29 protein-coding genes and 1 pseudogene are annotated in these 24,524 nt (G+C 68.7%); 8 read left to right on the top strand and 22 right to left on the bottom strand.

Annotated elements, in window-relative coordinates; genetic code table 11:
- Positions 1-231 precede the first annotated feature (231 nt).
- The 3 genes from ABE85_RS07120 to ABE85_RS07110 form a co-directional block, all read right to left on the bottom strand.
- Positions 232-909, bottom strand: a complete 678-nt coding sequence (locus ABE85_RS07120) for an aspartate/glutamate racemase family protein (RefSeq protein WP_067271886.1) — start codon at positions 907-909, stop codon at positions 232-234.
- A gap of 98 nt (positions 910-1,007) precedes the next feature.
- Positions 1,008-1,979 (bottom strand): MBL fold metallo-hydrolase, encoded by a 972-nt coding sequence (locus ABE85_RS07115; protein WP_082938401.1) that lies wholly within the window; start codon positions 1,977-1,979, stop codon positions 1,008-1,010.
- A gap of 31 nt (positions 1,980-2,010) precedes the next feature.
- Entirely contained in the window at positions 2,011-2,496 is a 486-nt protein-coding gene (locus tag ABE85_RS07110; RefSeq protein WP_197507234.1) for an ester cyclase, read from the bottom strand.
- A gap of 139 nt (positions 2,497-2,635) precedes the next feature.
- Here ABE85_RS07110 and ABE85_RS07105 point away from each other — a divergent pair, with 139 nt between their 5' ends.
- Positions 2,636-3,649, top strand: a complete 1,014-nt coding sequence (locus tag ABE85_RS07105; protein WP_067271884.1) for a LysR family transcriptional regulator — start codon at positions 2,636-2,638, stop codon at positions 3,647-3,649.
- Positions 3,650-3,692: 43 nt separating this feature from the next.
- On the opposite strand, the gene ABE85_RS07100 is transcribed toward ABE85_RS07105, so the two are convergent.
- Positions 3,693-4,619: a LysR family transcriptional regulator gene (locus ABE85_RS07100; protein WP_067271876.1), complete on the bottom strand. Its 927-nt coding sequence runs from the start codon at positions 4,617-4,619 to the stop codon at positions 3,693-3,695.
- Positions 4,620-4,731: 112 nt separating this feature from the next.
- Between ABE85_RS07100 and ABE85_RS07095 the strand changes: the two genes are divergently transcribed.
- Positions 4,732-5,427: an NADPH-dependent F420 reductase gene (locus ABE85_RS07095; protein ID WP_067271874.1), complete on the top strand. Its 696-nt coding sequence runs from the start codon at positions 4,732-4,734 to the stop codon at positions 5,425-5,427.
- A gap of 26 nt (positions 5,428-5,453) precedes the next feature.
- On the top strand, positions 5,454-6,068 hold the full coding sequence (locus tag ABE85_RS07090) for a hypothetical protein (RefSeq protein WP_067271872.1): 615 nt from the start codon (positions 5,454-5,456) through the stop codon (positions 6,066-6,068).
- 75 nt (positions 6,069-6,143) lie between these two features.
- On the opposite strand, the gene ABE85_RS28305 is transcribed toward ABE85_RS07090, so the two are convergent.
- On the bottom strand, positions 6,144-6,386 hold the full coding sequence (locus tag ABE85_RS28305; protein WP_255362659.1) for a LysR substrate-binding domain-containing protein: 243 nt from the start codon (positions 6,384-6,386) through the stop codon (positions 6,144-6,146).
- Positions 6,387-6,412: 26 nt separating this feature from the next.
- Here ABE85_RS28305 and ABE85_RS28300 point away from each other — a divergent pair.
- The 3 genes and pseudogenes from ABE85_RS28300 to ABE85_RS07070 form a co-directional block, all read left to right on the top strand.
- Positions 6,413-6,940, top strand: a pseudogene (locus ABE85_RS28300) (FMN-dependent NADH-azoreductase); the annotation flags it as partial.
- Positions 6,941-7,040: 100 nt separating this feature from the next.
- The gene (locus tag ABE85_RS07075) at positions 7,041-8,063 is read left to right on the top strand and encodes an aldo/keto reductase (RefSeq protein WP_067271864.1); all 1,023 of its coding nucleotides are present in this window, start codon (positions 7,041-7,043) and stop codon (positions 8,061-8,063) included.
- A 371-nt stretch (positions 8,064-8,434) separates the two neighbouring features.
- The gene (locus ABE85_RS07070) at positions 8,435-8,785 is read left to right on the top strand and encodes an SdpI family protein (RefSeq protein WP_067271860.1); all 351 of its coding nucleotides are present in this window, start codon (positions 8,435-8,437) and stop codon (positions 8,783-8,785) included.
- Positions 8,786-8,896: 111 nt separating this feature from the next.
- Here the strand turns inward: ABE85_RS07070 and sctT are convergent, their stop codons facing one another.
- The 16 genes from sctT to ABE85_RS06995 all read right to left on the bottom strand — a co-directional run bounded on the left by sctT (position 8,897) and on the right by ABE85_RS06995 (position 21,134).
- A complete protein-coding gene (gene sctT, locus ABE85_RS07065) occupies positions 8,897-9,868 on the bottom strand; it encodes a type III secretion system export apparatus subunit SctT (protein ID WP_197507233.1) in 972 nt (323 codons plus the stop codon).
- Positions 9,865-10,407: a hypothetical protein gene (locus tag ABE85_RS07060; protein ID WP_067271858.1), complete on the bottom strand. Its 543-nt coding sequence runs from the start codon at positions 10,405-10,407 to the stop codon at positions 9,865-9,867. The genes sctT and ABE85_RS07060 overlap by 4 nt, the downstream gene beginning before the upstream one ends.
- Before the next feature lie 68 nt (positions 10,408-10,475).
- On the bottom strand, positions 10,476-11,825 hold the full coding sequence (sctN, locus tag ABE85_RS07055; protein WP_197507232.1) for a type III secretion system ATPase SctN: 1,350 nt from the start codon (positions 11,823-11,825) through the stop codon (positions 10,476-10,478).
- A 7-nt stretch (positions 11,826-11,832) separates the two neighbouring features.
- Positions 11,833-12,540 carry a type III secretion system stator protein SctL gene (gene sctL, locus ABE85_RS07050; protein WP_067271855.1) on the bottom strand — a complete coding sequence of 236 codons (708 nt, stop codon included), beginning with the start codon at positions 12,538-12,540 and terminating at the stop codon, positions 11,833-11,835.
- Positions 12,534-13,175 carry a type III secretion protein HrpB4 gene (locus ABE85_RS07045; RefSeq protein ID WP_067271852.1) on the bottom strand — a complete coding sequence of 214 codons (642 nt, stop codon included), beginning with the start codon at positions 13,173-13,175 and terminating at the stop codon, positions 12,534-12,536. The genes sctL and ABE85_RS07045 overlap by 7 nt, the downstream gene beginning before the upstream one ends.
- On the bottom strand, positions 13,172-14,008 hold the full coding sequence (gene sctJ, locus ABE85_RS07040) for a type III secretion system inner membrane ring lipoprotein SctJ (RefSeq protein ID WP_231993251.1): 837 nt from the start codon (positions 14,006-14,008) through the stop codon (positions 13,172-13,174). Before sctJ ends, ABE85_RS07045 begins: the two co-directional genes overlap by 4 nt.
- 1 nt (position 14,009) lies before the next feature.
- Positions 14,010-14,396: a hypothetical protein gene (locus ABE85_RS07035; RefSeq protein ID WP_067271848.1), complete on the bottom strand. Its 387-nt coding sequence runs from the start codon at positions 14,394-14,396 to the stop codon at positions 14,010-14,012.
- 9 nt (positions 14,397-14,405) lie between these two features.
- On the bottom strand, positions 14,406-14,882 hold the full coding sequence (locus tag ABE85_RS07030) for an HrpB1 family type III secretion system apparatus protein (RefSeq protein WP_067271845.1): 477 nt from the start codon (positions 14,880-14,882) through the stop codon (positions 14,406-14,408).
- A gap of 104 nt (positions 14,883-14,986) precedes the next feature.
- Positions 14,987-16,249, bottom strand: coding sequence for a hypothetical protein (locus ABE85_RS07025; protein ID WP_157522010.1), 1,263 nt, complete (start codon positions 16,247-16,249; stop codon positions 14,987-14,989).
- A gap of 55 nt (positions 16,250-16,304) precedes the next feature.
- Positions 16,305-16,520, bottom strand: a complete 216-nt coding sequence (locus tag ABE85_RS07020; RefSeq protein WP_067271840.1) for a hypothetical protein — start codon at positions 16,518-16,520, stop codon at positions 16,305-16,307.
- A 69-nt stretch (positions 16,521-16,589) separates the two neighbouring features.
- The gene (locus ABE85_RS27415; protein ID WP_157522008.1) at positions 16,590-16,790 is read right to left on the bottom strand and encodes a hypothetical protein; all 201 of its coding nucleotides are present in this window, start codon (positions 16,788-16,790) and stop codon (positions 16,590-16,592) included.
- A gap of 167 nt (positions 16,791-16,957) precedes the next feature.
- Positions 16,958-17,392 (bottom strand): hypothetical protein, encoded by a 435-nt coding sequence (locus tag ABE85_RS07015; protein WP_067271837.1) that lies wholly within the window; start codon positions 17,390-17,392, stop codon positions 16,958-16,960.
- A gap of 18 nt (positions 17,393-17,410) precedes the next feature.
- On the bottom strand, positions 17,411-17,674 hold the full coding sequence (locus ABE85_RS07010) for a hypothetical protein (RefSeq protein WP_067271830.1): 264 nt from the start codon (positions 17,672-17,674) through the stop codon (positions 17,411-17,413).
- On the bottom strand, positions 17,674-18,717 hold the full coding sequence (locus ABE85_RS07005) for a hypothetical protein (protein ID WP_067271823.1): 1,044 nt from the start codon (positions 18,715-18,717) through the stop codon (positions 17,674-17,676). Before ABE85_RS07005 ends, ABE85_RS07010 begins: the two co-directional genes overlap by 1 nt.
- A gap of 59 nt (positions 18,718-18,776) precedes the next feature.
- Complete coding sequence (sctC, locus tag ABE85_RS07000; RefSeq protein WP_082938398.1) at positions 18,777-20,912, bottom strand: type III secretion system outer membrane ring subunit SctC; 2,136 nt, start codon at positions 20,910-20,912, stop codon at positions 18,777-18,779.
- A gap of 30 nt (positions 20,913-20,942) precedes the next feature.
- Positions 20,943-21,134: a hypothetical protein gene (locus ABE85_RS06995; RefSeq protein ID WP_067271819.1), complete on the bottom strand. Its 192-nt coding sequence runs from the start codon at positions 21,132-21,134 to the stop codon at positions 20,943-20,945.
- Between the two features lie 438 nt (positions 21,135-21,572).
- On the opposite strand from ABE85_RS06995, the gene ABE85_RS06990 reads away from it, so the two are divergent.
- Positions 21,573-22,388, top strand: coding sequence for a lytic transglycosylase domain-containing protein (locus tag ABE85_RS06990; RefSeq protein WP_231993250.1), 816 nt, complete (start codon positions 21,573-21,575; stop codon positions 22,386-22,388).
- A 94-nt stretch (positions 22,389-22,482) separates the two neighbouring features.
- A complete protein-coding gene (locus ABE85_RS06985; protein ID WP_067271815.1) occupies positions 22,483-23,181 on the top strand; it encodes a response regulator transcription factor in 699 nt (232 codons plus the stop codon).
- Positions 23,182-23,262: 81 nt separating this feature from the next.
- Here the strand turns inward: ABE85_RS06985 and ABE85_RS27905 are convergent, their stop codons facing one another.
- Complete coding sequence (locus tag ABE85_RS27905; RefSeq protein WP_067271812.1) at positions 23,263-24,447, bottom strand: hypothetical protein; 1,185 nt, start codon at positions 24,445-24,447, stop codon at positions 23,263-23,265.
- Positions 24,448-24,524 lie beyond the last annotated feature (77 nt).

Genomic DNA, 24,524 nt, shown 5'->3' with positions numbered 1-24,524 from the left:
GGTCGACGCGGCAACACCACCGCGTCGGCCATCGAGGGCGGCGCGGCAGCTCATGGTGTCCGCCGACGGGCGGACACGCAGGTCATCAGCGGTTCAGCGGGGGCCAGGCGGCGCGATGCATGGTCGGCACTCAGGAGGAAGGACAAATCACAGCGGCGGGCGCGATCGGTGCGATCAGGGACCACGCGGCTGATGCGGATAGTGCGGCCAACCGGCGTGAACCGCTGAAGGTCATGGCGACTGGAGGGCCGTCCGGGCAATGACCGCGGCATGGATCGCGGCGCAGTCCAGCACCGGGAAGCCGGGGTCGTCATCGGGCCCGAAGACGAGGGCCAGGTCGGTGCCGGCCAGCAGGACCGCCTCGCACCCGTGCTCCCGGGTCAGCGAGCGCCCGGCGCGCATGAACACCTCGCGCTGCGCCGGCGTCGCGATCCCGGCGCTGGCCATCGCGGCGTAGGCCTCGTGGACGTCGAGCAGATCGTCGACCGGGGCGATGACGTCGACGCCGTCCAGCACGCCGTAGAAGCGCGATGCCATGACCCCGCGCGTCCCCAGCAGGCCGACGCGCTGGAGCCCGCGGGCCTGCAGGTCCGCTCTCATGACCTGCAGCAGGTCGATGACGGGGCGCGGCGACACGGCCTTGAAGGCGTCGATGCAGAAATGACCGGCGATCGAGGTGACGGCGATCTGCTGGGCCCCTGCCCTCGCCAGGCGCTCGGCCAGGCGGAGATAGACCTCGACCTGCGCCTGCACGTCCCCGGCCGCCTGGTGCCGCAGCAAGGTGCTCACGTCGGCATGGGACATCGTCAGCTCCAGCGCGACGCCCGCTCGCGCCGCCGCTGCGATCAGCAGGCGGTAGTAGTAGTCGGTCGCCGCAGGGCCGATTCCGACGATCAATCCGACATGCATGTCCACCCTTTCACTTCAACAGACCTGCCACACCCGGCGACTGGGTGACCTGGACGTCGGTCGGCGCATCACCAACGTCCGTCACCGCAGTGTGCGTGTCATTGGCGGCAGAGCCGCTCGTAATAGACCTGGATCTCCATCGGGATCCAGTCCTGCAGATCCCAGTCCGGATGCTGGGCCGCGAGCAGCGGCGTGAGCTCCTTCTGCAGCGTCGACAGGTCCTTGCCGGCGGCGCACCCCCGGGTCACTTCGGCGCGCGCGACATCCATGTGATTGGCCGCTGCCTCGAGGTCGGCCGCAGTGCCGATGCTGCCGTGGCCCGGGATCACGACCTTGGGTTGCGTCGCCGCGACGATGCGGAAGATCTCCCGCCAGTTCTGCGGGTTGACGTCGGTGTCCTGGAGGTCGGGGAACCACGGCATGATCGGGAAGGACCGGGTCTCCAGCAGGTCGCCGAGGATCACCACGCCCTGGTCCGGCACGGCGATGACCTGGTCCCCGAGCGTGTGCGCCGGCTGGTAGTAATTGAGCTTGACCACGCGACCGCCCAGATCGATCTCGGCCTCGTTGTCGTAGACCACGTCCGGCAAGGTCAGCGTCACGCCCTTCATCGCCTGCGCGACGTCGAGCTTGTCGGCGAAGAGGGTCCGGAACTCGGGGCCCTTCTTCAGCAGCTCATCGCGCTGCGCGCGGTTGTAGATGATGGTCGCCTGACCCTTGAAGACCTGCGCGCCGAAGCCGTGTTCCGGATGGAAGTGGGTCACCGTCAGGTAGAGCTTGCGATGGCCCGCCAGCTTCCTCGCGGTCTGCAGGACCAGTCTGGCGCTATCAATGCCCAGGCCCGTGTCGACGACCAGCGCCGCATCGCGGCCGACGATGATGGTGACGTTGGGCACCAGGAAGATGTGCTGCTTGTCCTCGATCACGTGCACGCCGGGGCTGACCTCGGTGAGGTTGGCCACGCGCACGACCTTCTCCCGCGAGACGTCTTTGCCGGCGGCAACCGCCGCGGTGCCGGTCATGAGTCCGGCGAGCGCGAGGCCCGCGGCGATGAGCTTGAGCGTTGTCATGGGTGGGTCCTGTGCCGTCCTGCGATCGCGTTCATTTGCCTTGCAGCTGCTCGATCGCAGCGTGCCAGTCCTCGACGTGATAGGACTTCACGATCTTGTGGTTCTCCACCGTGTGGATGTCGATCGACATGATCTCGAAGCTCCGGTTGCTCGGTTCGACGCCGAGGAAGGGGCGGACCGGCGTGGCGGTCGCCCGACCCCGGACCACGAATCGATTGCCCTCCTGCAGGACCTCCTCGACCTTCCACACCAGGTTCGGAACGACGGTGCCCGTCCCCTGCAGCTGCGCCAGGAACTGCGCCCGCGTCTTTGCCGGTTGGCCGTAGCCGCCATAGCTCTCCCACGCGGGCGACAGCACGTCGTTCATGCGCTCCTGGAGGTCGGGACTGGTCGTGCCGCTCAGCAGCAGCTTGTAGAACGATTCGACGACCGCCCGGTCGTCCGCGGCGTGGGCAGCGCCGACGCTGGAGAGCAAGGCCATGAAGGCGAAGGTGGTGGCGAGGTAGAACTTTTTCATTGGAGGACCTGTGGACGTGGAAGAAAGCGGCGAAGCCGGGCAGGCTCGCCGCGACTGCCTGAGGTAGGGCGTGGCGGAATTCTGGGCAGTCTGGTCCAATCAGTCCAACAAATAGCCTGTATGACTCTTTATACAAAATATGGATTTCCACGGCATCGATCTGAACCTGCTGGCCGCGTTTGATGCGCTGATGAGCGAGTGCCACGTGACCCGCGCGGCGGCGCGGGTGGGCGTCAGTCAGCCGGCGATGAGCGCGGCCCTGTCGCGCCTGCGGACGCTGTTCGGCGACCCCTTGTTCCTGCGCAGCGCGCAAGGTCTGCTGCCGACGCCCAAGGCCCGGGAGATGGCGGAACCGATCTCCCAGGCGCTCCAGCAGATCAAGACCGCGCTGCTGCCCAAGCCGCTGTTCGAGCCCGCCAGCGCGTCGCTGACCTTCAACATCGGGATGTCCGAATATCCGGCCTTCGTCCTGCTCCCTGCCCTGGCGAGCGCATTGAAGGCGCGGGGCCCGGGACTCTCCCTGGCCATCCACGGCATCGGGAGCCGCGACAACGCCGTCGACCTGCTCGACGCAGGCACGATCGACGTGGCCGTGGGCGTGCCGCCGACCCAGGCGGAGCGCCGCATCCTGTCGCGATCGATCATGCAGGACCAGTTCGTGTGCCTCCTGCGTCGCGGGCATCCGGCCCTGCAGTCGCCCAAGAAATTGGCGACCAAGAAATCGTCGACAAGACCGACGTCCAGATCAGCGACGAAAGCGGCCGCGCCATCGGGGACGCCATCGATCACGAAGGAAGCAGGCCTGGACCTCGCGCTGTTCCTCGAACTGGACCACCTGCTGGTCTCGCCCGAGGGCGATCGACATGGCCTGGTCGATCAGGCGCTGGCGTACCTCGGCAAGCGTCGTCGGGTTGCGCTCAGCCTGCCGCAGATGTTCGCGGCGCCCACCATCGTGGCCCACTCCGACATGGTCTGCACCGTCATGAAACGCGTCGCCGGGCAGTCGCCGCACGGGGCGCAACTGGACCAGTTCACTCCGCCGGTGGCGCTGCCGGACATCGCCTACGACCTCATGTGGCACCGCCGCAATGACGCCCATCCCGCGCAGCAATGGCTGCGGGAGGAGATCGCCGCGCTGGCGGCCTCCCTGTGAGACAGGGTCAGGTCGTGCGCGCCCGGACTGCGCCGCGCCCGGCTCATCCGGTTTGAGCGTCAAGAGCGGCTTGAGCGGGCGATTCCGGCCCCAGCTCATGGACGATCACGTCGATGAAGCTGCGTAGCTTGGTCGTCAACCGCCGATCCGCGTGATACAGCAGATGCATTGGCCGGGACGGGGTGTCGAAGTCCGGCAACACCCGCATCAGTTGGCCGCTGGCCAACGGCGCCCGTGCGAGGTCTTCCGCGATGAAGGCGATGCCGAATCCGGCCAGCGCGCCCGACAGCAGCGCCGTGGCGTTGTTCACCTGCAGCTGGCCGCGGACCTTCACCTCGACGGGTCGACCCTCGCGCACGAAGCGCCAATCGGACGCCCCCGCCCGGGTGCCGGCATAGACCAGGCACTGATGGGCGTGGAGCTCCGACGGGTCGGCGGGCGCCCCCCGCTCGCGCAGGTAGGCCGGCGAGGCGCAGGCCACCACGCGGAACGGCCGCAGCGCGCGGGCCGTCATGGATGAATCGGCGAGCCGTCCGATGCGGAAGACGGCCTCGAAGCCCTCCTCCACCAGGTCCACGTAGCGGTCCGAGAGCGTGAGGTCGATCTCCACCTCCGGGTACTGCCGGAGGTAGCGCGTCACCACCGGCGTCAGCGTGTGGGTGCCGAACGAAACCGGCGCGTTGATCCGCAAGCGGCCGCGCGGCGTCCCCGTGGCGTGGTCGCCGGCCGCGTCCGCCCACTCCGCCTCCGCCAGCACCGCCTTGCAGCGCTCGTAGTAGGTGCGGCCGATCTCGGTAAGGCTCTGACGTCGCGTCGTCCGGTTGAGCAGCCGGGTCCCGAGCCGCGCCTCCAGGTAGGCGACGTGCTTGGCCACCATCTGCGGCGACATCGTCAGCGCGGCGGCCGCCGCCGCGAACGAACCGAGGTCGACCGCCTTGACGAACGTGGCCATGCTGCTGAGGCGATCCATTCACCACTCTTGGTAGCGGGACTGAGGCAAAGAATGGAGATTATCTTCAAGCCGATCATCAATAGACTGCTTTCCATCGAGCGTCGCCTCGACGCCTGCGAAAGGAAAGACGATGAAGATCGGAATCATTGGTGCCGGCCAGATCGGCGGGACGCTGACGCGGCGCCTGCGCGCCGTCGGTCATGAAGTGATGGTGGCCAACTCGCGGGGACCGGCTTCGCTCGCGGCGCTGGCGCGCGAGACCGGCGCGCTCGCCGCGACGCCCGACGAGGTGGTGCGGGACGCCGAACTCGTGGTCCTGACGATCCCCCTGAGAAATGTCGAGTCGCTCGCACCGGACCTGTTCGCGAAGGGCCCGCGGGGTCAGGTCGTGATCGATACCGGCAACTACTACCCGCGTCATCGCGACGGGCGGATCGCGGACATCGAATCCGGGACCCCCGAGAGCGCCTGGGTACAGCGCCAGATCGGGCGACGGGTGGTGAAGGTCTTCAATTCGATCTTCGCGCAGAGCCTGCTCGAGAACGGCCGCCCCAAGGGCACGCCGGGCCGGATCGCGCTGGCGGTCGCCGGGGACCTGCCGCAGGAGAAGGCCATCGTCGCGACGCTGCTCGATGAGCTCGGCTTCGACAGCGTCGATGCCGGCACGATCGCCGACTCCTGGCGGCAGCAGCCCGGCTCACCCGGCTACTGCCGCGACTTCGACGCGGCGGGGGTTCGCGCGGCGCTGCAGGCCGCGAGCGCCGCGCGCACGCCGGAGTGGCGGGCGACCGACGCCAGCCCGGGCAACTTCGACGTGCCCCAGTGACGTCCTCACCGAAAGCGCCCTTCCCGATGAACATCGCTCAACTGCTGCGCACGACGATGGCTGCCGCCGCCGTCGTCTCCACCCTCGGCATGGTGCCGTCCGCCGGCGCGGCGACAACCACGGCGGCACCCACGGCGTCCGACCGCCTCAACGAACCCGGTCCGGAGGCGCAGGCGCTGGCCCGCCGGGTGGGCGCCTGGGACGGGCCGGGCGCGGCGCCCGTCACCGTCACGGGGCTGATCGCCCAGCGCCGCATGATCGGTCCGATGCTCGAGGAGATCCTGAGTCCCGGCCCCGACGCCACGGTGCCGCCGTTCAGCCGGGCGGACTACCTGACCTTCAGCCGCATCGAAGGCCGCTGGCAGTACATGTCGATGGACAGCCGCGTTCCGCTCGGGCTCATGCCGGCGTGGAGCCTGGACGCCGATCCGGAACAACGCATCTTCGTCAGCTTCCAGCCGTTCGCGACGCCCGGGACCGGCTTCGCGGGTCCGGTCGCGACCGGACAGATGTGGCGCATGGAGCAGGTCATCTCGCGTCTGGACGCCGACCACGAGCAGAAGGACCAGTACTTCACGCCGGCGGGGGATGCGCCCGTCAAGTGGCTGGGCAAGCGCTACAGCTATACGCGCCGCCGGTAACAACGGAAGGCGGCAGGATCGCGGAGCAACATCGGTGCCGCATGCGTGATGGACCCGCTGACCGCTGACGCCGCGTCAGCCTGACCTGCGGGATGTCCGTTTCCTGTCCAGGATCGCGGGCACCTCCGCCGCCAGCATGTCGAGGAAGGCCCGCACCGCCGGCATCATGCCGCGCCGCGTCGGGAAGACGGCATGCACCTGATGCGGCGCCAACGCATGCGTGGGCAGCAGCGCCAGCAGGCGGCCTTCCTCGATCAGCGCCGCGCACAGGTTCAAGGGCAGCTGCGCGACGCCGACGCCAGCGACCGCGCTCTGCAGCAGCAGCTGCAGACCTCGTCGCGAATCCCGTTGCGCATCTCGATCCCGCGATCGCCGCGGGTTTCCGGGACATCGGCGATCCGCCCTTCGACGAGTTCACGGCGGCGGAACGCGCCCGCTCGGAGTTCCTGGTGACCGAACTGCTGAGCAGCGACGTGCTTGTCATCGGCGCGCCGATGTACAACTTCTCGGTGCCGAGCCAGCTCAAGGCCTGGATCGACCGGATCGTGCAGCCGGGTCGAACCTTCCAATACTCCCCGACCGGCGCCATCGGCAAGGCCACGGGCATACGCGCGGTGGTCGCCTCGTCACGCGGCGGTGTCTACGGTCCCGCATTGGCGGGTGTCCTGGATTTCCAGGAGGACTACCTCCGCGCCGTCCTCGGATTCATCGGTATCAACGACGTCCGTGTCCTGCGCGCCGAAGGCGTGAAGGGACCGGAGGGCAGTCTCTCGATCGAGCGCGCGCTGCAAAGCGTCCCCGAGGTCGCGAAGTCCTTGCTCGACGCCTGGGCGCCGAACCCATCTGCGCTCCCGAAACTTCCGACGCTTTGAATTCGAAAGAAAAAATGCTCGGTACAAGTCCCGTATCCATTAAAACGAAAGTGTTCGTAAACTGAGGCGAATATCTGGCGCTCCCAACCTAGATCTCACAATGACCCATCGACCCGATTCAACCCGATACGACCGACAACCCTATCGAAGGACGGGACGAAGCGGTCTTCTACTACCCAGTCTGTCTCTGGGCCTGTGGCACAACTTCGGCGACGTCGACCGTTTCGACAATGCACGCTCGATGGTGCTTGGTGCATTCGACCGAGGCATCACTCACCTCGACCTTGCCAACAACTATGGTCCGCCGGAAGGGTCGGCGGAACGGACCCTTGGACGCATCCTGCGCGAGGATCTGAGCGCCTATCGGGACGAGTTGGTGATCTCGACGAAGGCCGGCTACTGGATGACGCCGGGACCCTATGGCGAATGGGGATCGAGAAAGTCATTGCTGTCCAGCCTCGATGCGAGTCTCAAGCGCATGGGGTTGGACTACGTCGACATCTTCTACAGCCACCGTCCCGATCCGGAGACGCCGTTGGAAGAGACGATGTCGGCACTCGACCATGCGGTAAGAAGCGGGCGTGCGCTGTACGTAGGACTGTCAAACTATTCTCCCGACCAGACACGCGCCGCCAGCGCAATCCTGCGGCGCCTTGGAACGCCTTGCCTCATTCATCAGCCGCGCTACAGCATGCTTTCGCGTGAGATCGAAGAAGGCCTGCTGCAGGTGTTGGCGGAAGAAGGCATCGGTTGCATTGCATTCTCCCCATTGGCACAAGGCATCCTGACTGATCGCTACCTGCGCGACGGCATTCCAGAAGATTCGAGAGCCGCCCGTGCCCACTTCCTGAAGCCGGGCGACATTTCGCCAGGCCGCCTGACTGCAGTGCGCAAGCTTCAGGAGATCGCGCAGGCGCGAGGGCAAACGGTGGCGCAACTCGCCGTGTCGTGGGTGCTCCGTCATCAAGGCATGACGTCGGTGTTGATCGGCGCCAGTCGCCTATCGCAGATCGACGACAGCCTGGGCGCTCTCAAGGCGCCCCCTCTGTCCTCGCAGGAGCTGGCAGCCATCGACGCGGCCCTCAGCGTCGAACGTGAGATCGACGGCTCCCGACGCACATAGCTCGGGTGACGAGCCGCCTAGTGCTGCAGCACTTCCTTTCGCCACTCTCTCGGCGAGCGGCCCGTCTGAGATCGGAAGGCGCGGGAGAGCGCCCCCTCGCTTCCATTGCGATCACCGTGGCTAAGCGTCGTCGATACCTGCGTCAACCCGAAAGTTCTGACAGGTCGAATCTCCCACCTTCCCAACGGCCGCCTAACAGGATCTGAATGGTCGCGAACTTAGAGTCGCGCCATCAGGTTGTGATCGTCAGTTGTCATCTGACATGTCGCCACTCGTCGGGGCGAGAGATCCAGAACCTGCGACCCAGGGAGGACGGTTGCGAACGCGACCGTGGACGCATGTCATCACTTGTCGAGAAGGGCGATTCGAGGATGAGCACGAACGGTCTCGCCTGGATGACTGCGATCCTTTTCTGGGTCGGTGACGTCGTCCTCGCAGTGGCAGCGATCCCGATGTGGCAGGGCCTGGTGCCTCCCAACCGCACCACGGGCTTTCGTGTTGCCGCGACTCTCGCGGATCCCGAACTTTGGTACGCCATCAATGCGGTCGTCGGTCGCAACCTGTTGGCGCTGGCGATCGCTCATGCCCTGATCGTGGCGGCGCTGCAGGCCACGGTAATGAAGAGGCATCTCGCTGTGTCGGCCTTGATTTCGGCGGGGGTCCTCGGCATCGGCGTGATTGCTATCAGTTGGCATGGCCACTGGCTCAGCAGCCCCGGATAAAACTTAGCAAGGAAAGGCACTCGGATAGACCGAAGAACGCTCATCATCTCGATGGCGGCGCTGATCACCGCCGGTTGCGGCGGCGGGGCTGAATCGTCAGGTCCGCCGTGATCAGGGCGGCAACGCCAACGTGCGATCCGGTTCCGACGCCGCCGGTGGTGTCGACGCCGCCGATCCCGCCGGCATCGCGCTGTCCGAGGAACCCGCCGCGACCGGCGGCTTCGCGACCGGCGCCGAGGCCGCCTGCGGCCCCGCCTTCGCCACCTCCGCCGCCCTCGCCCACTTGGCCATCTCCGCCGACAGGTTCTGCATCGATAGCGCCGGCCGCACCTGCTCGAAGAACACCGCCACCAGCAGCGACAGCAGCGCGATCGCGACCGCGCCCTTCACCGGCTGCGCGAGGTTGTTAGGCTCAAGCTTCTCCGCCGTCTTCGACAGGATGCCGAAGCCCAGGTCGATCAGCATCAGCACCAGCAGCGCCGGCGCGGCGATCTTGATCATCAGCTCCAGGTAGTGCCCCGTCTGCACGCGGACGAAGTCCTCCAGGATCGTTCCCCACGCCGGCGACAGGCTCCCGATCGGCCACCAGTGGAAGGAGTCGAACAGGATGCCCGTGAGCATCAGCATCCCGCCCAGCAGGTAGAAGCCGCTGATCGCCAGCTGCGACAGCAGGTTGCCGATCGGCGTGCTCTGCTCGCCGCTGAGCGGGTTGGTCTGCTGGACGTTGTTGTAGCCGGCCTGGTTGTCGATCAGCACGCCGACCCCCTCCGCGACCCAGAACACCGTCGACGCGGCGAAGCCCAGCACCACGCCGATCAGCGCCTCCTTCGCGATCGTGGCGACCAGCTGGACCATGTCCATGCCGTGCACCAGTCCCGCCGGCTGACCCCAGGCGATGAACAGCGCCAGGCAGATGCACACGCCGTTGCGGATCGGTCCCTGCAGCACCTGGTCCGTCGTCGCCGGCAGCACCAGGAACACGGCGTAGACGCGCAGCAGGCACACCGCCAGCAGCATCACGCCGTCCTGCAGCGTCGTGCCGAAACCGATCACGCCGGCGAAGGTGTTGAACATCTCGTTCATGCGCCGGCCTCCGCCCTCTCCGCCTTTGCAGCCCTCACCGCCGCTTCGGTCGCGCGCCGCTGCGCCACGCGGCGCGCGACCGCGGCCTCCTCGCTCTCTTCGTCCTGCGTGTCCTCGGCCTCCTGGTCGATCTCGACGAGGCGCTTGCGGCGACGCTCCTCGAGCTGCTCGATCTGCTGCTCCGCGCGCTGCAGGGCCTGCTTCGCGGCCTGCACGCGGGCCTCGGCCTGCGCGACCTGCGTGGCCGCGGTGCGGACGCCCTCCTCGGCCTGTCGGACCAGGTCCCGCAGACCGTCGCGCACGTAGCCCAGCGTCACCGCGTCCTGCGGCACGAACGACGCCGAGGTGGCCAACGCCTCGATCTGCGCGGTGCACGCCTCTTCATCGGCGACGCAGCGCTCGTGACGCAACTGCGCCGCCTGATGCGCGGCCACCGCGGCGTCGCGCTGCGCGGACTCGCCCTTCACCTGCAGCTCCAGCGGTTCGAGCCGGCGGCGCTTGGCCCACAACAGCAGTTTGAGCGAGCGCAGATCGTTCATGCAGGCGTGCGATCCAGAGTTCGAGCGTGAGCGTCTGTGAGGACGTGGGGATCAACGGCGAGCGACGCTCAGCCGTTCACCAGCGCCTGAAGCTCGGCCACCGTCTGCGCGATCGGCCGCAGGTCCGAGGTCGCCTGATTCAGGAACTCGCGGATCGCCGCGTGCTTGCGCACCGCCTCGTCGGCGAACGCGTCGTTGCCGGGCTTGTATTCGCCCATCTGGATCAGCAGCTCCATCTCGTCGTACTTGGCCATCAGCTTGCGCAGCCCGCCGTTGGCGGCCTGGTGGTCCTTGGGCACGATCTGCGACATCACCCGGCTCAGGCTGCCCAGCACGTCGATGGCCGGGTACTGGTTGCGCGCGGCGATCTTGCGCGACAGGATCAAGTGGCCGTCCAGGATGCCTCGCACCTCTTCCGCGATCGGGTCGCTGCCGCTGTCGTCCTCGGCCAGCACCGTGTACAGCGCGGTGATCGAGCCCTTCGCGCCCATGCCCGTGCGCTCCAGCAGGCGCGGGATCTCCGCGAACACCGACGGCGGATAACCGCGCCGTGCGGGCGACTCGCCCGCCGCCAAGCCGATCTCGCGCTGCGCGCGGGCGAAGCGGGTCAGCGAGTCCATCATCAGCAGCACCCGCAGCCCGCGGTCGCGGAAGTACTCGGCGATGGCCGTGGCGACGTGCGCCGCCTTGGCGCGCTCGATCGAGGAGCGGTCCGAGGTCGCGCACACGACCACCGAGCGCGCCATGCCTTCCTTGCCCATGATGATCTCGATGAACTCGCGCACCTCGCGACCGCGTTCGCCGATCAGCGCGATCACGCTGATGTCGCACTCGGTGCCGCGGGCGAGCATGCCCATCAAGGTGCTCTTGCCGACGCCCGCGGGCGCGAAGATGCCCATCCGCTGGCCTTCGCCCAGCGTGATCATCCCGTCGATGATCTTCACGCCGGTCGGCAGCGGATGCTCGATCATCTCCCGGTCCATCGGACTGGGCGGCATCGCGAAGACCGGTCGCCGCTCCTCGCAGACGATGGGCGGTCCGCCGTCCACCGGCTGCCCGAGGCTGTCGACCACGCGCCCCAGCAGTTCGTCGCCGACGGCGATGCTCTGGATCTCGCCGAGCCCGACGACCTGCGTCTGCCCCGCCGCCACGCCCAGGATGGAGCCGAACGGCGACAGGATGGTCTGGCCGTTGGAGAAGCCGATCACCTCCGCCACCTGCAGCAGTCCGCCGTTGGCGTCGAGCAGGTGGCACATCTCGCCGAGCTTGGCCGACAGCCCGCTCGCGCGCACCAGCGTGCCGATCACCTCGACGACCTTGCCGGTGCGGTTCAGCGTCTCGGCGCCGGCGAGCTCGAGCTCCATCCAGCGGCCGAGCTCGTCCAGGTTCATCGGTGCGAGGCGATCAGGGGCGTTCATCTTGACATCAGCTCTCGGCGACCGCGCGTTTGACGGCGCGCGACATCGCGGAGCGGAGCGCGTCGAGCTGCGTCTTCAGGCTGGCGTCGACGACGCCCATGTCGGATTCGAAGAGGCAGCTGCCGGCCGGCAGTGCCGGATCGACGATGACCTCGACGGACAGCCCGGCCGATTGAAGTTCCGGCACGGCGGCGATGCCGTCGCGCGCGGCGTCGAAGTCGGCGCTGCTGACCTTCAGCGTCAGCGCCGTCGCCGAGCGCGACAGCGCCTGCACGCTGCGCAGCGCGCGCTGGTACAGCGCGGCCCGGCCCTCGGTCTGCACGATGCGCTCGACGGCGCTCGTCACGACCTCGGCCATGCGTTCATGCAGGCCGCGCACGGCGTCGGCCTGGTCGACCGCGCGCCCCGCCTGGCGTTCGTGCCAGGCGATCGCCGCCTGACGTTCACCTTCGGATCGGCCGGCCTCGCACGCGGCGTCGATCTGGGCCTGCGCGTCGCGCAGCATCGTCTCCGCCCTCGCCTGCGCGTCGGACACGATGCGCTCCGCTTCCGCCTGCGCCTGTGCGACCAGCACCTCGGCGCGCGCGGTCGCGGCCTGCCGGATCTCGTCGTCGTGACGCAGCAGCGTGACGTCCGCGGCCCGCAGGATGCCGTGAGGCGCTCCCGCCGCGGCGGCGTCGTCCACGCCCGTCGAGGTCTTCCACCAGATCAGCATGGCCACTCCACTTCGGCTTCGGCGAGTGCCGCGATCGACACGGCCACGTTGCGTTCCGCCGCGACCGGCGCGGCGGCGAGCACGTCATCCACCGTCGCACGCGGCAGCGACCAGCGCACCAGTTGCCGCACCGGTTCATCGTCCTTGGACAAGGCCGCGGACCAGTCCGAGAAACCGACACACGCCCATTGCACCGGCGACCACGCGGCCTGCTCGGCTTCGACGGGGCGACCTCGCGCGCTCATGGCAGCCAACGGCGCGAAGTGATCACCCAGCGCGCGTTGCAGCGGCGCCCGTACGGCGCGGTCGATGCAGCAGCGCAGCACGCCGGGTCGGCGCGCCAGCGCGAGCGTGCACAGGCGTTGAAGCAACTCTCCGCGCGGCAGCAGTCCGAGTCGCGGCAACGGATCGGCGAAGCGACCCAGCGCGGGCAGTCCGCCGCCCGGCGCCATGCGATCGCGCCACAGCCGCGGCCACAGCGCCGCGGCGTTTTCCGGAGGCAGCGCGTCGAGGAAGCCCCACGGACCGAGCAGTTCGTCCTGCCAGCTCGCATCGAGGTCGTCGACCAGGCCGCGCAACTTGCCGTCGAAACTGACGGCCCAGCCCGCGAGCTGCTCGGGCGCGGCCATCGTCATGCGCCGGCTTCGGCCACGGGCACCGCCGCGCCTGCAGCCCCTGGCGCGAGTCGACGGGCCAGTCCCTGCGGCAGCAGGCCCGGCTTCTTCCAGGCGATCACGCCGATCGCGCCGCCGATGATCAGCAGCACCGCCAGCACTCCGCCGGCGACCCAGGCCCAGGTCGCATCCGCCACCGCATGCCGCGGCGAGGTCGGCAGCATCGCGCCCGGCACCAGCGTCACGGTGACGTTGTCATAGGTCAGGCCTTCGACGCTGCGCGCGACCATGCTCTTGATCGACGGCGCCAGCTGCGGCACGTCGATCTCGGGCCGGTACTTGACGAACACCGACGCGCTCGAGGGCTTCACCGTCGTGGCCATCGGGTCGTTGTTGGGCAGCACGATGTGCACCTTGGCCACGATCACGCCGTCGATCTTGGACAGCGTGCTGGAGAGCTCCTGCGACACGCCGTGGATGAAGCGCACCCGCTCCTCCGTCGGCGTAGAGATCAGCCCTTCCTTCTTGAACATGTCGCCCAGCGACACGTACTTGTCCGACGGCAGGCCGTTGGCGCGCAGGATGTCCAGCGCGTTCACCACCTCCTGCTCGTCGACGGCGACGTTCCAGGTCTTGCCCGCGTCGCCGCTCTTCTTCTCCGCCTCCACGCCGCGCTGCAGCAGCGCGGCGACCATGTCGTTGGCCTCCGCCTCGGTGCGCTTGGTGTAGAGGTCGGTCTTGCATCCGGCCAGCAGCGTGATCAGCAGGATCAGCGCCAGCATGTAGACCAGGTTCCAGGTCGGCCTGGAACGGTCGAACGTGGCGAAGCGGTCCGCAGCAGGATGGGCGCTCATGTCACTGGTTCTTCATCAAGGTCTGCAGGCCGTTCTTGCTGCTCTGCGCGACCGAGGTGCAGGCCGAGAACTGCAGGCCCTGCGTGGCGACCTGCAGGTTCAGCTCCATCGAGCGCGCGGTCAGTTCCTGCAGGTTCATGTTGGGCGCGTCGGCGACGTAGCGCTGCATGTCCGCGGTGACCTGGCGCGAGGCGTCGTCCAGCGTGTGCAGCGTCTTGGTCATCGTGGTGTCCGTGTGACCGACCGCGTGCGCCGCCGACGGATCGGCCTGCGGCTCGCGCGCCATCAGCTGCTCGAACTTCTGCGTCTGCGCCTGCAGGTCCGGCGTCGGCGTCGCCGCCTGCCGGATCATCTCGTGCGCGGAAATGGCTTGGATGGGATCGGTCATGGCTGTTCCTCAGGCCCGCATGTAGGCCATCTGCGAGAGGTCGATCGTCAGCGCGGGCGGCGTGGTCGTGCCGGCCTCGGCGTCATCGCCGGCGGATTCCGCGGCGGCTTCGTCCGGGTGCAGCAGCGAGCGCACCATGTCCAGCGCCTCGGCGTTGGTGGAGGTGTGCAGCACGTCTTCCGCGGTGGCGCGCCAGCCTGCGTCGCCGGTGGCGAACTGGCAGTAGGCGAGGAAGGCCTTCGCGGTCGACCATTCGGGCGCGGTGGCGTCGAGGTTGCGCAGCGTGCGCATCGCATCGGTCCAGTGGCCGCGTTTCATCGCGATCCAGGCTTCGAAGAAGTCCAGCTGCGACACCTTGGGACGCAGCAGGCGCACGGCGCCCAGCAGGGTCTCGGCGTCGTCCAGCAGCTCGCGGTCCACCGCCAGGCTCACCAGGCCGACCAGGCCGGAGACGAAATCTTTGCGTTGCAACGAGGAATCGATCATGTCTGCTCCATCACACGTGCCAGGCACGGCGGGCTTGGGGAAATGGCCGCATTGAAAGGAAACTTGAGAGGCCCCCGGGCGAACCGCCCGGGGGCCCGGGCTCATCAGCCGCGCTTGAGCGTCTTTTCGAGATCGCTCATGCTGTACTTGTTGTCGCCCTGCTGGTTGAACTTGCCGTCAGAGGTCTGCTGAGCGACGTCCGTGCCCTTGTTGAGCGCGGTGTCGTTCACGAACTTCTGGGCGGCCTGTTGCAGCTCGAACGACGGCAGGATGCCGTTGGGCATCTGCTTGCCTTGAGCGACGTCCTTCATCGTGTCCAGGTCGAAGGTCTTGCCGTCCTTGGACAGCGCGTCGAAGTTGTTCTTCAACGTCGAGATCGTCGAGTGCTGGTCGGCGTTCAGACCCTGCTTCTGGATGGACGCGGTCAGATCGCCGATGCCGATCTTGTCGTCGCCGCCCTTGTCCTTCAGGGCCAGGCCCATCTTGCCGAGGGCGTTGTCGCGGTCGGCCGTGTCCAGCTGACCCATCTTCTTCTCGCCGGCTTCGCTGCGCAGGAACTTCGCCGCCTGCTGGAACTCAGGCGTGAAGTCCTGGGGACGCATGCCCTTGGGGCAGATGCCGTTGGCGGCGTCGTCCAGTTCCTTGCCGCTGATCATCTTCATGCCGGAGTCCGACATGGCCTTGAACAGCGCGCGTTCCGCGCGATTGCCGTCCATCGGACCGGTCTCGCCCTGCGGGCTGATCGATCCGCCCAGCGGTGCGGCACCGCCCGCGCCGCCGGCACCCGCGCCAGCCAGCGCACCGGCCGCGCCCAGGGCGCTGCTCAGTCCGCCGATGGCCTGGCTCAGGCCGCCCAGCAGCTGGTTGGCGCCGCCCAGGCCGCCACCGCCCAGACCGCCCGCGGCTTGTCCCAGACCGCCTGCCGCCTGACCGAGGCCGCCCAGGGCCTGGTTCAGGCCGTTGAGGCCCTGCGTCAGGCCGCCCAGCGCGCCCATGGCCGCGCCGAACGGGTTGGCCGCGCCGCCACCCTGGCCGCCCAGGGCGTTCAGCCCTTGCGTCAGGCCGCCCAGCGCCTGGCCGATGCCGCCGAGGCTCTGGCCGATGCCGCCCAGCGCCTGGCCCAGACCGCCCAGCGGCGCGTTGGCCAGCTGGCTCATCTGGCCGATGGCCTGACCGATGCTCTGACCCGCGCCGCTCAGCGCGGACTGGATCGGGTTCTGCATCAGCTGCTCCAGCGGCCGCAGCAGCTGGGTCAGGCCTTGCAGACCTTGTTGAAGTCCTTGCAGCGCCTGCTGGATGCCTGCCAGGGGGCTCTGTGCCCCTTGCAGCATGTTCAGCGGCGACTGCATCAGTTGTTGAATGCTCATGTAATTCGCTCCGACAGAGGTTGGATGCGGTGACGCGTCGTGCGCGCAGCGCGGGTCACACCAGTCCCTTGACGCTGTCGCCGCTGGCCTTGAACTTCTTGCCCAGCGCTTCCGACATGGCGGCCTGCTGGCTCATGCGGCCCATCTCCAGGTTGTTGGAGACGGTCTGCTTGCTCTGAGCCTTGAGCTCGTCCATGAACATCCGCGACGACGCGGAGGCCTCGGCCGACTGGGACTGAACCAGGGGCGCTCCCGGGAAGGTTGCGGACATGGGGTTCTCCTTGCGGGGCACGGAGCGGCCGCGACGGACCCGGAACGGGCCGGCGCGGCCGCCGCGGCGTCAGACCAGGCCTTTGACGCTGTCGCCGGAAGCCTTGAACTTCTTGCCCAGCGCTTCCGACATGGAAGCCTGTTGGCTCATGCGGCCCATTTCCAGGTTGTTCTTCATCTGCTCCGCGTTCTGGGCGCGCATCTCGCCCATCATCTGGTTCATGTCGGAAGAAGCACCTGCACCTTGTGCGCTGGTATTGTTGACACTCATGGCTCTCTCCTGATGGTCGGAAGATCACTTCCGGAATGAAGGTGCTCGAGGCACCGGATAACCGTGGGACGAGTCCGTCGTCCCATCGGATCGGGGGGATCGGTCGGTCCGCGTGAGGCGGGCCGGCCGACGTCAATCGTGGATATCGGTCGCTGTCGATCGGAACGTCACTGCAGCGTCGCCGCGTACTCGAGCACGCCGTTCGCGGCCTGCCGCACGTTGTGGTCGGCGCTGGTGGCCAGCACCTCGTCGAGCACGCCCTTCCAGCGCGCGTCGCGCGCCAGCAGGAAGGCCGTGGCCAGCGCCACCTTCGCGCCCTCGTCCTGCGGGTGGTCCTCGACGTGCTGCACCAGCGTGGCCGACGCGTACTCGGCGTCGCCGCCTATGCTGTGCGCGATGGCGCGGCAGATGCGGAACGGCGACGGGTCGGCCATCGTCAGCTCCACCGCCGCGCTCACCAGGGCGGCGTCGTCGCGGGCGCGGTACACGGCGCCCAGCAGTCCCACGGCCATGAGGTTGCGGTAGACCAGCGGGTAGCTGGCGGACGCGCCGTCGGCACCGGCAGCGTCAGGGATCGAGGCTTCAATGGGCAACGCGGACATGGGACGCTCCTTGGGCACTCAGGCGGGCAGCGAAGCGGTGTGGATGGTTTCCCACACGTGCCGCACGATGCGCTGCGAGGCGCGGAAACCTTCGATCAGCTGCGAGCTCAACTGGCGCTCGGCATCGGCCAGCGGCGTCTGCATGTGCGCTTCGGTGCTCTGCGCGACCTGGTCGAAGTAGCTCAGCATCGCGCGGGTGCGCTCGCCGCTGAGGTCGTCGGTCAGGGTCTTCTCGATGTGCGCGAGATCCGCGAACACGGTCTGTTCCAAGGGGTTGTCCATCACGGTTCTCCGGTAGGGGATGAGGAAGACGGATCCCCGGCGACGGCGGCGCCGTCATCCACAGGGGTCCGGAGCGACAGGTGCTTCGTGCCGTCGGCCGTCTGCACGTACTGCAGGCCGTCGTCGCCGGCCAGCATGGAGCCGACGCGCACGCGCGCCGTGGGCAGCGTCTGCTCGACGGCGACGTCGATGCGACGCACCAGCGGGCCGATGTCGCCGGCGATGCGGCGGACCTCGTCCTGCAGTTCGGCGGGATCGGCGGCCTGGCCTTCGACGACGAAGACGCCCTGGCCGCGGTGGACCACGCGCACGCCGGGCCGGTTCAGCGCGTCGCCGATCTGGCGGACGATGTCGCTGGCGGAGGCGTAGCGATGCAGGAGCTGACCCTCGCCGAAGGGCTGCAGCGCGGCGCGCGCGCGGGCCATCTCGGCGCTGCCGGGCAGCAGGCCCTCGACGACGAGGCGGCGGTCGACGCGACGCACCGTGAGGCCTTCGACGCCGGCCTGGCGCAGCGCCTGCAAGGTCTGCTCCATCGGACTGACGGGCGGCGCGGTCGAGGCGGCGGTCTGCGTGCTGAGCACCGACGCGAGTCCCGCGATCAGTCCCGCGGCGGCGACCAGCGCGCTCAGCTTCAGGCCGAGCGCCGCCTTCGCCCGCGGTGCGGCTTCCGCCACCACCGCGGCCGTGGCCTTGATCTTCGCGACGGGGCGCATCAGCGCATCCATCAGCGCCATGTCGCTGGGCCACGCGGCGGCATCGGGGCCGGCGCACAACACGATGTCACCGAAGCGCCGGGGCAGGAAGTCCTCCAGCAGGCCCTGCGCTCCCGCTGTCGTCCTGGCGGGCGTTCCGTCGTCGGCGATGAGGTGGAGCGCGGGAGACACGTCGGAGCCTTCTTCCTCGAACGTCAGGATCAGCGGGGCGTGGGCCCAGTCGCTGATCTGGAGATCGGCGTCCTCATCGCTGGCGATGCGGTACTGCCGACGGGTCAACCGTAGCTGGACCCCGGCATGCAAGCCTGTGAGGATGCGAAGCTGCTTCATGGTTTGCGAATCCCGAACTTCTTTGTCGCTTCGTGGAGACCTGTCGGTGGCGTCGCGGCTCAGCCGCCGCCGCCCTGCAGGAACGATTCAGGCGTCGACGACGGCGCGCGAGGCTCCGTCGTCGGGGCCGGTCCGGAAGGCAACAGACCCGAGGACTGACCCGGCGACTGACCCGATGACGACGACGATTGCGGCGATTGAACCGGTCGACCGTCCGCCGTCATGCCCATCGCGCCCGCGGTCGCGGCGCCGTACGGGCCCGCCGGGAAGGTCGGCTCGCGGATGATCCGCGGCGAGATCAGGAACAGCCGTTCGGTCTGGCCCGCGGTCTGGTTGGTGTGGCGGAACAGCCCGCCCAGCAGCGGCACGCGGCCGAGCACCGGCACCTCGTCGCGCTGCGAGGCCTGGCTGGTCGTGGTGATGCCGCCGATGAGCAGGCTCTCGCCCTCGCCCACATGGGCCTCGGTCATGATCTCGGTGCGCTTGACGATGGGGATGGTGTCGACGACACGGTCCTCGAAGCTGCCGTCCTCGATGTAGAGCGAGAGCTTGATGCGGCGCGACACGCCGCCGTTGTCGGGCACGGACGTGATCTGCGGCGTGACCTGCAGCAGCGTGCCGGCCTCGACCTGGAAGAGATTGGCCTCGAGGTTGCCGGCGACCTTGACGGTGACGACGCGTTTCTCGCGCATGACCGCGGGCCGGTTGGCGACGCCCAGCACCTTGGGCTTGGCGATCACGCGGGCCTTGCCGCGCGCGCTCAGCGCGTCGATGCGCGCCATCAGTTCGCGGCCGGCGTTGGACCACAGCGTGCTCAGCGTGAAGGTGCCGGCGTTGTTGCTGCCCGCCGGCTGCTGGACGCCGAAGCTGCCCTTGCTGCCGCGCACGCTCCAGTCGATGCCCAGGGAATCGATGCTGTCGCTGCTGACGTCGATGATGGTGGCTTCGAGCTCGACCAGCACCGGCTGCACGTCCAGGCGGCGGATCAGCTCGACGTATTCGTCCATGCGCTGCGGGCGGCCGTGGATGATGACGGTGTTGGTGCCTTCGTCGGCCTGGAAGATGGGCGGCGCGTCGTCGTCGACCGGGCTCTGCAGGCCGCGCGCGCTGCCTTGCGAGGCCGCGCCGGCGCCGGACTTGGCCGACTGTCCCGCGGTGACCTGGTTGGGCTTGCGCGCCATGATGTCGGCCAGGCGCGTGTCGCGACCCATGACGCCCTGCAGCGCGGTGAGCTTGCCCGGATGGACCTCGGCCATCGACGGGGTGTCCTCGTCGCCCTGCGCGCCGTTGTTGCCGCTGACGCCGCCGCTGTACAGCGAGGTCAGCACCGAGGCGACGCCGCGGATGCGCGTCTGGCCGAAGGTGCGGTCGCCGGCGGAGGCGAAGCGCAGCGGCACCACGCGCACCGCCTTGCGGTTGCGCTCCATCGCGCCGACGTCCAGCGATTCGATCGCCGCGGCGATCAGCTCCACGTGGCGCGGCGGGCCGTAGACCAGCAGCGTGCTTTCCGCCGCGTTGAAGCGCAGCGGGAAACGCGCGTCGCCGAGCTGCAGCGAATCCAGCAGGTCGGAGACCTGCTCGCGGCGGAAGCCCTTGAGCCGGAAGAGCCGGCTCTGCACGGCGCCCGCCGGGTAGAAATACAGCGCGGTGCCGTCGTGGTACCAGATGACGCCGTAGGCCCGGTTCATCGAGTCGAGGAACTTGTCGGGCGTGGTGTCGAAGTTGGCCTGCACCATGCCGTCGATGCCCTCGGCGAGCACGGCCGGCAGGCCCTGGCTCGCGGCGAAGTCGAGCAGCACCTCGTTCACGCGCTTGCCCTCGGCCTTGTAGATGAAGCGCGGGCTGCGCCATTGGCGCGAGACGTTCTTCGTCGCGATGCGATCCGACTTCGCGGACTTCGACGAGGGCGCGGCGGCCGGCGCCGTCGACGATCCGGCCGGCGACGTCGTCTGCGCCTGCGTCAGGGTCCTGGCGGGCGGCGCGGCAAGCGGCACCGCGATCGGACTCGCACTGGATCCCGCAGCGGCGCTGGCGCCCGACGTCGATGTCGGCGTGGACGTCGGCGTGATCACCGCCGACGGCGACTCGCCGGCACGCGCCGACCAACTGAGCGGCGCCGCCGCGCAGAGCATGAGCGCCACCGGCAGACGACCGACGCGCAACGCGCGGCCAGGAGAACGAAGACGTCGGGTCATGAGGATCACAGTGCGGGAGGCGGGTTCGGCTTACTCGTCGTCCTGCATCGAGGCCTTGATCTGGTCCGACACCTTGGTCATGGACTTGCTCATCGCCTGCTGACCCTGCTGCACGCTCATCATCATTCGCTGCGCCATCATCGATTCCATCTGCTGCATGTCGGTCGGTCCCGTGGCGGCAGCCGGCGTGGTCGGGGCGTTGGCGACGATGGGAGTGGTCATGGCAGGGCTCCGGTTGATGAGATGGAGCGGAACATAGGGACCGGGCGCCCGGCAGTATTGAGACCATGCGAAGGCGGTGCGTGGGATGCGAAGGCTGTAGTACTTCCACCGCCGCTGGCCCTCACCCCTGCCCTCTCCCGCAAGCGGGAGAGGGAGCAAGAGGGAGCAAGAGGCGCCAGCGCTTCGAGTCGAGCCGGTCGGACTCCCTCTCCCGCTTGCGGGAGAGGGTGGGGGTGAGGGCCAGCGGCCGTCGCACACCACTCATCCAACCACCGTCGCACTCCATCGGCTCTGCTACCGAGGACTCCGAGGGACAAGACCTGGCACTACCTCCGACGAGTGAGTTCGGTCCGCCATCACGCGCTTCGCATCGCAAGGCGCCCTCCATCCAGGCAACCCCTAGCGTCGCGCCCTTCGCAGTCATCGATGGAGTGCCATATGAACGATCGTTCGTTCGTTTCCTTCCTCCGCACGTCCATCGTGACGACCCTCGTCGTCACGACGACGGGCGCGATGGCGCAATCGATAGGCGCCACCAGCGTGGCCAGCGCCGCCAGCTTCACCACCGCGAACGACCGGCCCGCCGAGCAGGTGACCCGCTACCGCTGCACGCTCATCGACGGCAGCACGCGGCTGCTCATCGAAGATCCGCGCGAACGCCATCCCGGCCTCGCGGAAGACTGCACCCTCGTGCGCGTGGCCGTCGCGCCGCTTCGCCCCGGCGCCTCGGACGACACCCCGCCATGGGTCGGCTTCGCCGCACGACTCATTCAAGGAGCGCCTGGCGCCGGAGGCCCGCTGCCCGACCTGAGCGGCTTCCTGCGCGACGCCGCGCGACCGATGCCGCCGGAGATCGCCTCGATGGTCCGCGCCGCGAGCGATCGCCACCGCCTCAATCCCGCGCTGGTGTCGGCGTTGATCTTCGTGGAGTCCCGCTACCGCGCCGACGCCCGCTCACCCAAGGGCGCCATGGGACTGATGCAGCTGATGCCGGCGACCGCGGCGCGCTACGGCGTGTACACGCGCGCCGATCTGCTCGACCCGCGCGTGAACGTGGACATCGGCGTGCGCCATCTGCGCGCGCTGCACGACCGCTACGACGGTCGCGTGGACCTGATCCTGGCCGCGTACAACGCCGGCGAAGGCGCCGTCCAACGCTTCGGACAACGCGTGCCGCCCTTCCCCGAGACCGAAGATTACGTGCGTCGGATCACGACCTTGGTTGGCGTGCCTGAAACCGCTTTCACCCCCTGAACGGGGGGTCATAAATGAAAATGAATGTGCCGTAAAGGACATGAAACGCCGGCGTTGGCGACAGTGCGGACGTCCCCCGGTTTTCAAGGTCCACGTGAAAGTCGCCACCCTCTGCCCTTCCCGTTCGCTGGAACACTTCGCCGCAGCCGCGCTGCGCGATGCCGGCTACGACCCCACCCCTCACACTCACCTGAGCCTGTTGATCGCGGCGTTGCGCGCGCCCGGCACCGACGCGGTGCTGCTGGAAGACCACGACGCCCACATCGAGGGCTGGCTGACCGCCGTCCGTCTGCATGCGGGACGCAGCGTGCCCATCGTCGTGCTCGGACTGGGCGACTCGGTGGGGATCTCGCGTGCGCTGCAACGCGGCGCGGATGATTACGCGGTGATCTCCGACGGCGCGGGGCCGTTGATCCATCGACTGCGCGCGCGCATCCAGACCCGCACGGACAGCGTGCGCGCCACGTCCCTGCGCGCGGGGCCGTATGCGCTGCATGCGCCGACGCAGAGCCTGTCCACCGGCGCGCGCGAGGTGAGCCTCACGGCGCGCGAGTTCGCGCTGGCGTGGACGCTGTTCGAGAACCTCGGGCGCGTGGTGAGCACGCATACGCTGTCGACCGAGATCTGGGGACGTTCCAGCGACATCGGCAAGCGCACGCTGGAGCAGCACGTCTACAAGCTGCGGCTCAAGTTGAACCCGGGCGGCCCGCGGTCGCGGGCCCGCACGATGGACGGCACGCCGGTGCCGCGCATCCAGACGGTGTACGGGGTCGGGTACCGCCTCGACGTTTGAAAGAGAAAAGAGGCTGCGGTCCTGCCCCGGCCGCTGGCCCTCACCCCTGCCCTCTCCCGCAAGCGGGAGAGGGAGTCAGGCTCAAGGCTGTGCGCGTTGCGCCGCGGCGCGCTGGCCGGCATTGCGGCTGCGCACCGTGTCGTTCATCTGATACGACGCGACGGTCAGCGCGAGCAGCGCGCCGCCCACCAGGCCCGTGACCAGCGCGTGCACGCCGGCCTGCGAGGCCTGGCGCTGATCGGGGCTGACACCGGGCTGGGTCAGCGTCGACTGCAGCGCCTGCACGATGCCCAGCGCGATCATGCCCGGCACCATCGTGTTGAAGACGCGGGCATCGGCGCGTTCGGCCTGGCGGCCGAGCTCGTTGCGGGTGAACGGGTTGCGCAGATCCGTGTGGAGATGGCGGACGTGTGACGCATCGGTCTGCTGCATGCGCCGCGCGGACGCGGTGTCGACGAGGTGATCCTCGACCGAGGACGTCAGCATGTTCCCCACGCCCGCGATGGCGCCCGCGCCGATGGCCAGGCCGCGCGCGGCCTGCCACGCCGGCTGGCCGCCCAGCGCGCGCTGCATCAGCAGCTGCGTGCCCATGTCGATGACCGCGGCGGCGGCGCCGAAGGTGCCGCGCATCGTCAAGGTGACGTCGGCGGGACGCAGGTTGCGGCCCTCGGGCGGCTGCGCGACGTTGGGATCGCCGTTGCCGACGTGCACCGTGTTGATCGCGGGACGGAGCGCCTCGCGGAACTGCGCCTGCAGATGCGCGACGACCTGGATCGCCGCCGCGGCCTGCGCCGCGCCCTGCAGCGCGGGATTGCTGCGCGAGGCGATCGTCAGCGCCAGCGCGGCGAAGTCGCCGCCGGCGATGCCCGCCGACTGGATGCCCTGCCAGACGCGACGCGGCACGCTGTTGTTCTGCTGTCCGATGTCGCCGGCGAACGCCTGGTTGGCGACCTGGGCGCTGCTTTCGCTGTGGATCTGCGACACGATGCGACGCCCCAGCGAGTAGGCCGCCAGCGCGGTCTGCGCCGCCACCGCGGCGGTCGGGTGCGACACCACCGCCCGCGCGAGTTCGGGCGCGATCACGCCCTGCACCACCGTCCGCACGCCCGCCACCGGGATCGCGTGACGCACGTTCTGCATCAGGAAGAAAGACGCCGCACCGGCCTCGCGCGGTGCATGCCCATGCCCATGCCCATGCGCGTTGGCATTGGCATTGGCATTCGCGTTGGCATTCGCGTTGGCGTTGGCGTTGGCGTTGGCGTTCACCTGAGTGCCCGCTGGGGCTCCGTGAGCCGGACGCTGGACTTGGAGGTCGACAGCGCCAGCCTGGGATGACGCGCCCG

It is taken from the genome of Mitsuaria sp. 7 (genome assembly GCF_001653795.1).
In the GTDB taxonomy this organism is placed as follows: domain Bacteria; phylum Pseudomonadota; class Gammaproteobacteria; order Burkholderiales; family Burkholderiaceae_C; genus Roseateles.
Note: the sequence above shows the minus strand (reverse complement) of the source record. Positions and strands in the feature narration are given on the sequence as shown.

What these genes read in the sequence shown, in the direction of transcription:
- ABE85_RS07120 (WP_067271886.1), bottom strand. Translation starts at nt 909, where the DNA reads ATGCATGTCGGATTGATCGTCGGAATCGGCCCTGCGGCGACCGACTAC.
- ABE85_RS07115 (WP_082938401.1), bottom strand. Translation starts at nt 1,979, where the DNA reads ATGACAACGCTCAAGCTCATCGCCGCGGGCCTCGCGCTCGCCGGACTC.
- ABE85_RS07110 (WP_197507234.1), bottom strand. Translation starts at nt 2,496, where the DNA reads ATGAAAAAGTTCTACCTCGCCACCACCTTCGCCTTCATGGCCTTGCTC.
- ABE85_RS07105 (WP_067271884.1), top strand. Translation starts at nt 2,636, where the DNA reads ATGGATTTCCACGGCATCGATCTGAACCTGCTGGCCGCGTTTGATGCG.
- ABE85_RS07100 (WP_067271876.1), bottom strand. Translation starts at nt 4,619, where the DNA reads ATGGATCGCCTCAGCAGCATGGCCACGTTCGTCAAGGCGGTCGACCTC.
- ABE85_RS07095 (WP_067271874.1), top strand. Translation starts at nt 4,732, where the DNA reads ATGAAGATCGGAATCATTGGTGCCGGCCAGATCGGCGGGACGCTGACG.
- ABE85_RS07090 (WP_067271872.1), top strand. Translation starts at nt 5,454, where the DNA reads ATGAACATCGCTCAACTGCTGCGCACGACGATGGCTGCCGCCGCCGTC.
- ABE85_RS07075 (WP_067271864.1), top strand. Translation starts at nt 7,041, where the DNA reads ATGACCCATCGACCCGATTCAACCCGATACGACCGACAACCCTATCGA.
- ABE85_RS07070 (WP_067271860.1), top strand. Translation starts at nt 8,435, where the DNA reads ATGAGCACGAACGGTCTCGCCTGGATGACTGCGATCCTTTTCTGGGTC.
- sctT (WP_197507233.1), bottom strand. Translation starts at nt 9,868, where the DNA reads ATGAACGAGATGTTCAACACCTTCGCCGGCGTGATCGGTTTCGGCACG.
- ABE85_RS07060 (WP_067271858.1), bottom strand. Translation starts at nt 10,407, where the DNA reads ATGAACGATCTGCGCTCGCTCAAACTGCTGTTGTGGGCCAAGCGCCGC.
- sctN (WP_197507232.1), bottom strand. Translation starts at nt 11,825, where the DNA reads ATGAACGCCCCTGATCGCCTCGCACCGATGAACCTGGACGAGCTCGGC.
- sctL (WP_067271855.1), bottom strand. Translation starts at nt 12,540, where the DNA reads ATGCTGATCTGGTGGAAGACCTCGACGGGCGTGGACGACGCCGCCGCG.
- ABE85_RS07045 (WP_067271852.1), bottom strand. Translation starts at nt 13,175, where the DNA reads ATGACGATGGCCGCGCCCGAGCAGCTCGCGGGCTGGGCCGTCAGTTTC.
- sctJ (WP_231993251.1), bottom strand. Translation starts at nt 14,008, where the DNA reads ATGAGCGCCCATCCTGCTGCGGACCGCTTCGCCACGTTCGACCGTTCC.
- ABE85_RS07035 (WP_067271848.1), bottom strand. Translation starts at nt 14,396, where the DNA reads ATGACCGATCCCATCCAAGCCATTTCCGCGCACGAGATGATCCGGCAG.
- ABE85_RS07030 (WP_067271845.1), bottom strand. Translation starts at nt 14,882, where the DNA reads ATGATCGATTCCTCGTTGCAACGCAAAGATTTCGTCTCCGGCCTGGTC.
- ABE85_RS07025 (WP_157522010.1), bottom strand. Translation starts at nt 16,249, where the DNA reads ATGAGCATTCAACAACTGATGCAGTCGCCGCTGAACATGCTGCAAGGG.
- ABE85_RS07020 (WP_067271840.1), bottom strand. Translation starts at nt 16,520, where the DNA reads ATGTCCGCAACCTTCCCGGGAGCGCCCCTGGTTCAGTCCCAGTCGGCC.
- ABE85_RS27415 (WP_157522008.1), bottom strand. Translation starts at nt 16,790, where the DNA reads ATGAGTGTCAACAATACCAGCGCACAAGGTGCAGGTGCTTCTTCCGAC.
- ABE85_RS07015 (WP_067271837.1), bottom strand. Translation starts at nt 17,392, where the DNA reads ATGTCCGCGTTGCCCATTGAAGCCTCGATCCCTGACGCTGCCGGTGCC.
- ABE85_RS07010 (WP_067271830.1), bottom strand. Translation starts at nt 17,674, where the DNA reads ATGGACAACCCCTTGGAACAGACCGTGTTCGCGGATCTCGCGCACATC.
- ABE85_RS07005 (WP_067271823.1), bottom strand. Translation starts at nt 18,717, where the DNA reads ATGAAGCAGCTTCGCATCCTCACAGGCTTGCATGCCGGGGTCCAGCTA.
- sctC (WP_082938398.1), bottom strand. Translation starts at nt 20,912, where the DNA reads ATGACCCGACGTCTTCGTTCTCCTGGCCGCGCGTTGCGCGTCGGTCGT.
- ABE85_RS06995 (WP_067271819.1), bottom strand. Translation starts at nt 21,134, where the DNA reads ATGACCACTCCCATCGTCGCCAACGCCCCGACCACGCCGGCTGCCGCC.
- ABE85_RS06990 (WP_231993250.1), top strand. Translation starts at nt 21,573, where the DNA reads ATGAACGATCGTTCGTTCGTTTCCTTCCTCCGCACGTCCATCGTGACG.